We start from the raw sequence: 10,184 nt of genomic DNA on the forward strand, positions 1-10,184 counted from the left end.
ATGGTAGCTTCGGCTACTATTCATGAATTATTACTATTTATTTTCGAATCTGTAAAACTAAAAAAGCTTAATTTTTGGTCTATTTTTATGCAGTGGTTAAAAACATGCTTATCGCTGTTTTTATCGTTTGCTATTCTTTTAGTAGGATCGGCTGCTACTACTTCGTCTGTACATCATCGGTGTTTAATGCCATCTGAATAGATGCATGTGACATAGCCGTCTTCATCGATTTGAATCCTAAAGTGGCCCTAATGATCCGCTTTAGCTTGCCATGATTACATTCGATCACGTTATTTTTATACTTAACCTGCCTGTGCTCAAGATCTGGTGGACATTTTCTTTCCCATTTTAACCGTGACAAAGCACCTCCATATGTGTGCTTTATCTGTATCTATCACTTGTGGGGCCTTCCTTTGCCAGAAGATGCGGATACTGAGCATCCAAAAGTAAAAGAACTGCATGAGCTTCTTGCATGGTCTGAAGGTATGGTCTGGTGTTCACCTGAACGTCATGGTTCTATGAGTTCCATTTTTAAATCACAAATAGACTGGATTCCACTTGCAGGAGGAGCAATCCGTGCTACCCAAGGTAAAACCCTTGCCTTGATGCAAGTCAGTGGTGGATCACAGTCTGAACCGTACCGGGTTTGTCGGAGAGTCAATATTCTGAGAGACTATCCCGATGACAAAATTAAAATATACCCCTGAAATCAGAGAAAGAGCGGTTCAAAAAATTTGAAACTACCATCTTAATGATATACTCTAATTGATATACATTTAGATTGGGTTGTTTATAATGTTGATGCTTCGATTACCTGTAGAATTAGAAAAACAGTTAGATCAACTGGCTGAAAAGAGTCAAAGAACGAAATCATTTTTAGCCAGAGAAGCTATTTCTATGAGTATTGAGAGCTTATCGAAAAAATATATACATGAAAACAAAGGGTTAAGTTACATGAATATTAATCTATATGAAACTCTCGTTAAATTTTTTTCTACACCAGTTAATTTAGAAACTGAATCTAGAAAATCTAAATTTATTATGTTTAGTGAGGACGGAAAATTATTTGTTCACAATAACAAAGATAATATTCGCCCTTTAAGCACTGATGAAGTTGATAATTTTTATAAGATTTTTAAGGAAACTGGAAGTCGATCTCCATCAACCTATACCGATGTAACCTTCAACTCATCATATATTCTTGCTGCACTATCTCATTTAAAAGAACAAGCTATTATTTAAATAGCTTATACAAATAAAAAACCCCGGCATCCTGCCGGGGTTTTTTATTGGAACATTAGGTCTTTGTGCTCTTGCATGTCTTATATAGCGCCATCCTGGTGCTTATTTTTTATTATATGGAACTTCCTGTTCCTGACCATTCAATAATATGAAAATTCCAGTATGCCGCATAGCAGCAAAGGGCCGAGATTCACGTAAGCCTAGGCCTACAAAATAGCCTAAATTTTATCCATAGCAATTGGGGATAGTTTCGGATCCTAGAAGCCGATGAAATGGGCGCTGATTGCTAAATCGATCGTTTTTTAATCAAATTTACTGGCGAAATGTTACAGATTTGCTTAAAAACTCACCAACTTATTACAAAAGCCGATTTTTTGCCTTTTCTTTGTCATGACTAAATTTTTAAGTTATTGATTTTTAAATTATTATACAAATGAATTTCGTATAATCGCCATTATGTTAAATAAGCTATAAATATTTATATCACTCATCTTTTTTTGATAATTTGTTAAGATTTAAATATCTTTGGAATCTAATTTTTATATTTTCTGGAAGGTTTAACTGATCAATAGTTTGGTTGCTAGCATTCATATAAGCTTTCAGAGCATCAAAAGGCTTGTTCTCTAACAGCATATGAATAAATTTACTTCGAGTTATTCCCATTACTTTGCATAAATAATCTAGTTTTTGGAGATTCTTTTCAGGCAGTTGAAATGACATCGCAGAGGTCTTCATAGATTTTTCATCAAGATCTTTTGCATGTATGCGACCTAATTCCTCAAAATAATTATTCATTACTGTGTCCTAATTTAGTTGAAAAGCTCTTTTGGGAGTAAAGGTCTAATCCTTCATTTGTATATCCCATACGAAGTAGCATGAATACATCAAAGCCATTGACTCCAATTTTTTGAAGTTCAGAAGCATCTTTTTTTAAATGCTCTATTAAACCTTCAAAATTCATATTATCAGTAGATAAATCACCTTGTTGGTACAGCCCTTTTAAGTACGAGGCATATGCTGCATCCATATAAGATCCAATCAATTCTTGCAGAACTTTACTTTTACTTTTTCCTATTGCTTTTGCTACAACATCAATTAATTCATGTTCGTACTCAGTCAACTTAATAGAAATACCTCTCATTATTTGTGATTCAAGATCGATTCTATTGTTAAGCCCTAAATCTAAAAATTGGCTTAATTCATCGATTGCCATTTTTCTTTTTATTTTATCTTCTTGTGCAATATCTTCTAGATCTTCGTGATTCATATTTTCCTCTTCTGAATTTGTTAACTCATATACCAATCATACCACAATAAATACCAATAAAATACTTTTTGGTATTTACTTGGTATTTATTGTGGTGTAAAGTAAATCATGTATCAGATCTAGGAGTAAGAAAAATGATTAAAACAACATATAAATTTGATAGCTATAGAGAATTATCTTAAGCGGGAGAGAGTAATAATGAATTATGAGAAATGGCTTATAGAGCTTCAGCGTCAAGATGAAGAGATAAAGCTGCGGAATGAAATCATAAGGGTAGAGAATGAAGTCGATGAAAATCTTCTAGAGAATATTAAAAATTTGATTACAGATATATCTGAAGCAACTGAGCAAGCAAATCTATCAATTATTCATAGTAATAATTTAATTAACATATGTTCAAAAGAAGGGCTCTCACCACTTTTAATCATATTGGCAAAATATAGGCTAATAAATGGAAAGAGAGAAGTAATTTTTCGTCTTGAAAAACATAGAACTAAAGAATTAACAGATAAATATTATGGCCACTTAGTTTCTAATACATGGCTAAAGGGCTTTATTAGTAATTGTCATCAGAGAAGTAAAGAGCGTAAAGATGAATTTAAGAATACTTATAAAATAAAGCCTAACCTAGTACCTAAGCCTAATCAATCGATATTATTCATGTGTAAATTATGTGAAGGTGATGGTGGAGCTACAGGTAATTGTCAGAGATGTGGTGGTAATGGTATAGAACCAAACAGTATTTAGAATTAAAAATTAAGTTTCCTAAAATTAACATAATACGCGTTATACGAAATGCGTTATAATTTTCTTTAGAAATCAATGCTGTAGTTTCTAGTTTATAGCTCATCTTCCCCAAGGTGGGCTTTTTTTATGATTTTTCACGTTCCACGCCTATTCTTTGATCAATGTTTCACGACTTTGTTCATATCAGTTTAACAATCGTGGTTAATCATAGGGTCTAAAAAAACGGCTCCAAAAGCCCCTTTTCTCCGGTTCCTGTTCAACATGCTCCGGCACTGGAATCCGCTTATTTTCCCTCCGCTCTGGAGTAGTCAATCCGTCATGTTTAGCTTCTGCTGTGTCAGGTTCGGGATCTGGTTTGACTATGCTGGGTTGCACTAATTCTTGATCGGTAAACGTAGTCATATTAGGTTTTGGGGCTTCTAATAGGCGTTGCATCGTTTCAATTTGGTTTTGATAGAAAGATTCCCGATCTTTGGCATCATCAAGCTGATTTTTGAGCATATCTATCTGCTGTCTAAGCAATAAAACTTCTGCCGAAGTTGGACTGTCTATTTTTACAGGCTCTTTTACATCCTGTTTTCTTGCAGGTTCACCAAATACACGGATGGCTTCTGAGAAATCAATCTTATTATCAGAATTTTTACTTAAAATTCCTTTGTTTATCTGATTATAGATGGTCTGTCTATTGATATTGTAAAGCTTGGATAACTCTAAAACTGAAAGGCTTTTCATGATGTAAAGTGATGCCTAATCTTGTAAAAATGTCTTGTCTATTAGACTGTCTAATAGACAAAATGACAAGTCTATATTTTAAGCAGTATTGAACCCGACTTTTTCTAGATAGGGTAAGTATTCCTGAACCTTATCAGGAATAGTTAAATTTTCAGAAATTCTTATAGCGAAGTCATTATAACTTTCACCAACTTTGCTGTACTTTGAAGCAAATGAAGGTTCATGAACTAGCTTATTTGAGAACAAAAGAATTTGTTTATCATTTAAGGCGATTTCCATTTTAATTGGCTGTGATGTTTTGGATCTTATTGTGAACTCAAAGCCAGTTATCTTGGTTCCAGACTTTTTGGTTTTATAATCAATAGTTATGTCCGAAGACTCATTAATTTGATCTTTTGCTACTTCAAGGACTTTCTTTTGAAAGTTATCAATTCTTGAAAGTTCTATTTCTGTTAAACCTAATGTATTTCGTAAATCAGAGAGAGAAATATAAAACTTTTTAGCAATCTTCCATTGCATACATATTTCATAAATCCGAACAGCATAAATACTAGAAAACTTACTTATTTGAAGAAGGTCATAACGCGTAAATTCTTTTTCTAAGCGACTTATTAATGGTATGACATCAGGAGCAAAAGATAAGTAAACAAAACCTGGCTTATAACCTACCTTAGATACCCATCGAGAAGTAAAAAAGATTTTAGAAGTATCTTCACTTAATAGATCAAAATCCCAATCCACATATGAAAATTGTCTGTCGAACAGGGTTTTACAAGCCCCTCGTAGCATGGAATAAGAGTTTTTGAGGCTAATATCAAACATTTCTGCATACTTTTTAGCTGATATTTTTATCAGAGAGTTAGCATCAATCAATGTTTTACTTTCTCTAGCTTCAATAATTGCTAAAAGTATTAAGCGCATTTCTACCAAATCAAGTTTGTAGCTTGCCTCAATCAAGATATTCGCTTTTACGACTATATTTTTACTCATTATTAGACCATAAAATTTTTATTAATTTACTATATATTTTTTTTTGTAGGAAATAAAGAAGAAAACGAGATAAACATATACTGCTAAAGGTAGGGATATATACTGCTAAAGGTAGGGATATATACTGCTAAAGGTAGGGATATATACTGCTAAAGGTAGGGATATATACTGCTAAAGGTAGGGGGTGATCCTCTATAACCCTTTATCTACAAGCCTTTAAGGTAGGCTAAAAACATTAAAAACTATTAAAAACATTAAAAACATCAATTAAGAAAAATTGCCCTTGGTTTTCGCTACGCTCAAACTCTATTGAATCTCGCTTTCGCTCGATTCTAGGGACAATTTTTTGGTTAATACATATATCAATTTAAAAAAATCAAAAGCAATAATGCATTCGCTATGCTCATACTTTTTTAAAAACAAAAGCTTCATCGTTCGCGCACTTCGTGACGCTCTGATTCTGAGTCACGTAAACAAAAGGAAGCCTGTAATCAGGGAAAAACACGGCTAAAAGTTGAGGGTGTCAGTTCGCTCGTAGACACTCGCTCTGTAATATATTGTTTTAAAAAACTATTTTTTATTAGGATTTCTCACATCTGTTGAAATATCTTGTACTGTCTTATTTATTAATTGAAACGCTGCTGTATTTTCAGCATGTTCAATATATTTTTTCAGTTGTTCATTATTACTTAATCCATTAATTAAGATTGATGATTTAATTGCTCTTCCAATTTTCTCAATATCATTAGTTTCTTCTGAGATATTCATATAATTCAATAATTTTTTAACTGCTGCTCCTAAAAAAATTAATTCAGCATTTCTTTGATTTCGTGATTCAGCTTTGTTTTCAGCAGTCTTAGGGTCGAGGGCTTTTTGAATTTCGACAGCAATATTTTTTTCAAGAAATTCATTCTTAGCTGATCGTTTAAGCTGATCTAAAGACTTGTGCATTGTGAAATAAGCATCTGCACTTGTAGTTGATAGTCTTTCGAGTGCAAGTATTGATTGTTCGAGCTGTGTTGGTTTTATGCTTTGTTTTAACAGATTGAAATAAGTCATCCGTTTATCAAAATCATTTTTTTCATATCTACATTTTTTAACTAATGCCAAGTTTTGAATGAGTAGTTTTTCAGGATTTATTTCATATTCCCTAACAAAATTTTGCTCAATTAGTTTATGAAAAGGGAGTGTTTTAATGTGCTTGTAAAGTTCGCATAGTTCATCTTGAGTTACGACTAAATTTGGACGACCTGCCATTTATGAAAACCTCAAAAAATGTCACTAATTAAAAATTATCATAACCTGCAATTGGGGATGAGTCATAATTATTTCTGTTTATACAGAAATAATTAATGACCTCGTTTCCGTGTCTTTTAATTGACATACCCCCTAAAGGGGTTATGATCAAGTTAAAAGACACTACTCCTCGTCCTGCCGGAGGCAGAAGAGACCCAGCTAATAGAGGGATTTTTTATGTATTACTTTAACCAACGGCAGAATGTAAAAAATAAAAAAACTCTAATTAAGTCGGGTAAAAACAAAGGCAAAACAAAGAAAAGTCCAACTTCAAAAAATGGCTTTCACTACATCACTAGAACAGCTCATCACGCGACACTAAAGGAAGGGGAGTCTGTCGAATTTGTTAAGTCTGGGAACATGCCCCAATGGGCTAAGAACGACCCAAAGAAGTTCTGGCATAGTGCGGATAAATATGAAATCGAGCGCGGCCGGACTAGCCAAGTGATGACGGTCGCACTGCCAAAAGAGTTAAGCCAATGGCAACGGCAAGAACTTGTCGAAAAGTTTATTGATGAGTTCGCAAACAAGCATCAATTTCCGTTCACTTGTGCCGTTCATATCCATAAATCAGCAATTACGGGTGAAGATCAACCGCACTTGCATTTCATGTATTCAGAGCGAACCCTTGCCGATGGTTTGGAAAGACCACCGGAGCAATTCTTTAAGCAATATCGTCCAAAAAACCCAACAAAAGGTGGAGCTGAAAAACTAACAGCAGATGCATTGGGCTTAGGTCGTGATCAAATCGCTTATCATCGACAAGTTGCTGAGAACTTGATTAATGAAAGTCTGGTGACGTATGCACCCACTAAGGTTGTTAAAGTGAAAGGGCGTAATCCTGGGGAGCCGGAACTTGAAATTGTTGTGCCGAATATAGCTTCATGCTTGAGCAATAAAGACTATAACGCCAAATATGGCACTAATCTGAAAGATGTTGAGCAGATCCCACGTTATAAACTCAATAGCTCTGATCCTGACGTGATTAAAGAAGTTGAAGCAAAGAAGGAAACGATTTTACAAACTAGGGATTGGAATAATTTTGAGCTATATCAACAGCAGTATTACGCTATGCTTGAAAAGGTCAAGCGGAAAGAAGCTGAAATGCAGCAACGGCAAGTAATTGAGCGTGTTTCAGCATCCGATTTAGCCTACAAATTAGATTGGATAACGCATCAAGGAACAGTTGAAAAAGTGAAGGAAATTAGGAAGCTCGCAGTTCTCCAAGACGAACCAAATTCTAACTATATCGATGTACTTGAGCGCAAAGCATCCCTATTGAATGACGTGGCAATAAAAGAAGATCGGAAAGAGGTATCAACTCTGATTTATGAAATTTACAAGCATGATTTAGAGCAAATACAAGAATGCTCAAAGGGTCGATCTATGACTTATAGTGAAATGCGTATGTCAGAGCGTTTAAATGAGCGTATTTCACGATTTGAAAGCATATATGGTGCAAATACACATGGACAGCTTAAGGTTAAAAATACGCGAAATTATGATGATCTAAATAATACTTTCGAGCTGTAAACCGGACATTTCTATTTGGGGCTTACAATGAAATTTCGTATAAGAGATTTTATGTTAAATAGGGGTAATTAAAGATTGAATTTCAACCCCATTTTCATCAACTAATTCAATACCAACTGCTTTTAAACGATCTATAGGATCACCTGTTTTCAAACACCATCCATTAGGCATATTTGTTTTTAATCCTGAAAATTTAGTATCTAACTTTTTCTGTTCTTCATAGGAAATATGGGCTACACCAAGATTTCTTTGTAGAATTTTGGAGAGTTCAGCATCTGATAATTCATTGCTTTCAATTAATACCCATAAGTTGTTAAAGACATAAGCCATGGGAACAATATGTTCTTTCCATGGCTTAATAGCCATTGCTGATTTATTATTAAAAATATTCTTTGAGTATCCTTTAAAAAGCAGTTCATTTTCTGGATGAAATAAATGCTCCATTAATCTGGAGCTATATCCCCATGGTTTATTAATGTTTTCTTGAAGAGTGATAATGTTTTTTACATGTTGAATGATTAAATCACACGTGCTCTTAATATATTGATTAATATGTTCTTTTTCAGTCATGTTGGTTTTCCAAAAAATTACTGCTACCTTAGCGATTTTATTATAGTGATAAAATGAGTAATCTTAAGAAAGTTATTTTAATCCAAACAGATATTACAACATTCGCTGTACAGGCTATCGTTAATTCAGCGAATAAGTCTTTGCTTGGTGGCAGTGGGCTTGATTATATCATTCATAAAAAAGCAGGACCTTTGATGAAGACTGAATGTATTCAACTTCATCAAGAAAAAGGCGGGTGTTCAACTGGACAAGCAGAAGTTACTACTGCTGGAAACCTGCCTGCCCAATATCTTATTCATGCTGTTGGGCCAAGATGGTTAGATGGTGAGCGTAATGAGCCACAATTGCTTTGTGATGCTTATAGTAATGCGATTATGAAAGCTAACCATGTTGGTGTAAAAACTATTTCTTTTCCAAACATCAGTACAGGTGTTTATGGTTTTCCTCGCCAACTGGCAGCCGAAATTGCAATTGGTACCATACTTTCAACACTTCCCCAATATGACTGTGTTGAAGAAGTATTTTTTGTATGCCGAGATGATGAAAACTATTTAATTTATAAGGAGATACTTTCTAACATTAACGACCCAAAAATAAAAATACAGATTGAATAAATTAAATTATAGATAGCTCATATAAGAATCCTGCTACCAGTTTGGCTAAAAGCTCATGATCTTCTTGGGATTCAACGATATCAACCATTAAATCATCTAAACCCGTGTGTTCTTGAATGGTCACACCTTGGATTTCAAGATAAGTTAGCATCACTGCTAGCCCTGTTCTTTTATTTCCATCGACAAATGCATGCCCTTTAGAAATTGCAATACCAAACCATGCAGCAATTTCAAAGATATCACTCACATTACTGTAATACATTTGCTGATCTATACGGTTTAGGACGCTTTCCAGTTTCTCAATCTGGCAACCAGATCGACCTACACCTGTTTGAAGCAAAATCTCGTCATGTACAGCAATTACGAATGTCGAACTAATCAAGCTCATTTATAAGCTAACTCTTGTATTTCTGCTTTATGTTGCTGGATCACTCGTCTAGCACTATGCATAACAACTCGTTTAGTTGCTTCATCATTACTAAACTTTATAGGTAAAACTTGTCCAGAAACCTTTTCACGACTAGATACTTGTTCAATATTATAATCTTTAAGACGTTTTCTCATATCGCTTACCATTCTAAGAGTGATCGTGTGTATTTTAACGCAAGTTTGTTGATCTAACAGTAGTGTTGGTCAAATTTGATAGTGTGAGTCTTTTTTTAGCACCGATTGTTCTGGATTTAAATTAAAAAAATCATAGACTTTATTAATTTTTGATTTATATAACAATGTCTTATCCAAATAAATAATTGATTTTTCTTTGTTGGTATCAAAAATTACTCGACCTCTTGGGATCTGTTCATACTCATAGTTTTGTAGTTCAGAATACTTTTCTTGCAATGTAATCCAATATTCAATATGTGTATATGGGCTATCAATCAGGCCAATAGAGTCTGCTTTCGTAATATTAAAGGAATGTGCAATACCAATGACTTGATTATTCCAGTACCAAAAGATCCCTATTTTCATTTGTCTTTATGCCTAGTTTTAAGTTCAACTAAAATTAATATAATACGGATTATCCGAAAATATTCAGACAATAAAAAACCCCGGCATCCTGCCGGGGTTTTTATTGGAACATTAGGTCTTTGTGCTCTTGCATGTCTTATATAGCGCCATCCTGGTGCTTATTTTTTATTATATGGAACTTCCTGTTCCTGACCATTCAATAATATGAAAATTCCAGTATGCCG

The 10,184-nt window shown here is 34.0% G+C and carries 14 protein-coding genes and 2 pseudogenes; 6 read left to right on the plus strand and 10 right to left on the minus strand.

Annotation, left to right across the window (positions count from 1 at the left end; all coding sequences use genetic code 11):
• Positions 1-198 (plus strand): annotated as a pseudogene (locus FTU45_RS13390) (hypothetical protein); the annotation flags it as partial.
• 16 nt (positions 199-214) lie between these two features.
• Here FTU45_RS13390 and FTU45_RS13395 read toward each other — a convergent pair.
• Positions 215-404 (minus strand): annotated as a pseudogene (locus tag FTU45_RS13395) (DDE-type integrase/transposase/recombinase); the annotation flags it as partial.
• A gap of 9 nt (positions 405-413) precedes the next feature.
• Between FTU45_RS13395 and FTU45_RS13400 the strand changes: the two are divergent.
• Together FTU45_RS13400 and FTU45_RS13405 are read left to right on the plus strand one after the other, a co-directional pair.
• On the plus strand, positions 414-707 hold the full coding sequence (locus FTU45_RS13400) for an NAD(P)H-dependent oxidoreductase (RefSeq protein WP_373685761.1): 294 nt from the start codon (positions 414-416) through the stop codon (positions 705-707).
• An 88-nt stretch (positions 708-795) separates the two neighbouring features.
• Positions 796-1,242, plus strand: coding sequence for a ribbon-helix-helix protein, CopG family (locus FTU45_RS13405; protein WP_016658834.1), 447 nt, complete (start codon positions 796-798; stop codon positions 1,240-1,242).
• Positions 1,243-1,725: 483 nt separating this feature from the next.
• On the opposite strand, the gene FTU45_RS13410 is transcribed toward FTU45_RS13405, so the two are convergent.
• Both FTU45_RS13410 and FTU45_RS13415 read right to left on the minus strand, forming a co-directional pair.
• Positions 1,726-2,037 (minus strand): hypothetical protein, encoded by a 312-nt coding sequence (locus FTU45_RS13410; protein ID WP_180076562.1) that lies wholly within the window; start codon positions 2,035-2,037, stop codon positions 1,726-1,728.
• Positions 2,030-2,509, minus strand: a complete 480-nt coding sequence (locus FTU45_RS13415) for a hypothetical protein (RefSeq protein ID WP_180076563.1) — start codon at positions 2,507-2,509, stop codon at positions 2,030-2,032. The genes FTU45_RS13410 and FTU45_RS13415 overlap by 8 nt, the downstream gene beginning before the upstream one ends.
• 198 nt (positions 2,510-2,707) lie before the next feature.
• On the opposite strand from FTU45_RS13415, the gene FTU45_RS13420 reads away from it, so the two are divergent.
• A complete protein-coding gene (locus tag FTU45_RS13420; protein ID WP_180076564.1) occupies positions 2,708-3,256 on the plus strand; it encodes a hypothetical protein in 549 nt (182 codons plus the stop codon).
• 201 nt (positions 3,257-3,457) lie between these two features.
• Here FTU45_RS13420 and FTU45_RS13425 read toward each other — a convergent pair whose 3' ends face one another.
• The 3 genes from FTU45_RS13425 to FTU45_RS13435 form a co-directional block, all read right to left on the minus strand.
• Positions 3,458-3,988 carry a plasmid replication DNA-binding protein gene (locus tag FTU45_RS13425; RefSeq protein ID WP_071852199.1) on the minus strand — a complete coding sequence of 177 codons (531 nt, stop codon included), beginning with the start codon at positions 3,986-3,988 and terminating at the stop codon, positions 3,458-3,460.
• Between the two features lie 78 nt (positions 3,989-4,066).
• Positions 4,067-4,978 (minus strand): replication initiation protein RepM, encoded by a 912-nt coding sequence (gene repM, locus FTU45_RS13430; RefSeq protein WP_180076565.1) that lies wholly within the window; start codon positions 4,976-4,978, stop codon positions 4,067-4,069.
• Positions 4,979-5,548: 570 nt separating this feature from the next.
• Positions 5,549-6,235, minus strand: coding sequence for a hypothetical protein (locus tag FTU45_RS13435; protein ID WP_071852198.1), 687 nt, complete (start codon positions 6,233-6,235; stop codon positions 5,549-5,551).
• A gap of 216 nt (positions 6,236-6,451) precedes the next feature.
• Between FTU45_RS13435 and FTU45_RS13440 the strand changes: the two genes are divergently transcribed.
• Entirely contained in the window at positions 6,452-7,807 is a 1,356-nt protein-coding gene (locus FTU45_RS13440; protein ID WP_180076566.1) for a MobA/MobL family protein, read from the plus strand.
• A 54-nt stretch (positions 7,808-7,861) separates the two neighbouring features.
• Here the strand turns inward: FTU45_RS13440 and FTU45_RS13445 are convergent, their stop codons facing one another.
• Positions 7,862-8,377: a hypothetical protein gene (locus FTU45_RS13445; RefSeq protein WP_002125020.1), complete on the minus strand. Its 516-nt coding sequence runs from the start codon at positions 8,375-8,377 to the stop codon at positions 7,862-7,864.
• A 53-nt stretch (positions 8,378-8,430) separates the two neighbouring features.
• Between FTU45_RS13445 and FTU45_RS13450 the strand changes: the two genes are divergently transcribed.
• Positions 8,431-8,991 carry a macro domain-containing protein gene (locus FTU45_RS13450; RefSeq protein ID WP_002125033.1) on the plus strand — a complete coding sequence of 187 codons (561 nt, stop codon included), beginning with the start codon at positions 8,431-8,433 and terminating at the stop codon, positions 8,989-8,991.
• Position 8,992: 1 nt separating this feature from the next.
• Here FTU45_RS13450 and FTU45_RS13455 read toward each other — a convergent pair whose 3' ends face one another.
• The 3 genes from FTU45_RS13455 to FTU45_RS13465 all read right to left on the minus strand — a co-directional run bounded on the left by FTU45_RS13455 (position 8,993) and on the right by FTU45_RS13465 (position 9,960).
• Complete coding sequence (locus FTU45_RS13455) at positions 8,993-9,379, minus strand: type II toxin-antitoxin system death-on-curing family toxin (protein WP_002125026.1); 387 nt, start codon at positions 9,377-9,379, stop codon at positions 8,993-8,995.
• Positions 9,376-9,555 carry a hypothetical protein gene (locus FTU45_RS13460; RefSeq protein ID WP_026441249.1) on the minus strand — a complete coding sequence of 60 codons (180 nt, stop codon included), beginning with the start codon at positions 9,553-9,555 and terminating at the stop codon, positions 9,376-9,378. The genes FTU45_RS13455 and FTU45_RS13460 overlap by 4 nt, the downstream gene beginning before the upstream one ends.
• A 69-nt stretch (positions 9,556-9,624) precedes the next feature.
• Positions 9,625-9,960: a hypothetical protein gene (locus FTU45_RS13465; protein ID WP_002125021.1), complete on the minus strand. Its 336-nt coding sequence runs from the start codon at positions 9,958-9,960 to the stop codon at positions 9,625-9,627.
• Between the last annotated feature and the right edge of the window lie 224 nt (positions 9,961-10,184).

The organism is Acinetobacter sp. YH12106 (assembly GCF_013418995.1).
Lineage (GTDB): Bacteria > Pseudomonadota > Gammaproteobacteria > Pseudomonadales > Moraxellaceae > Acinetobacter > Acinetobacter pseudolwoffii.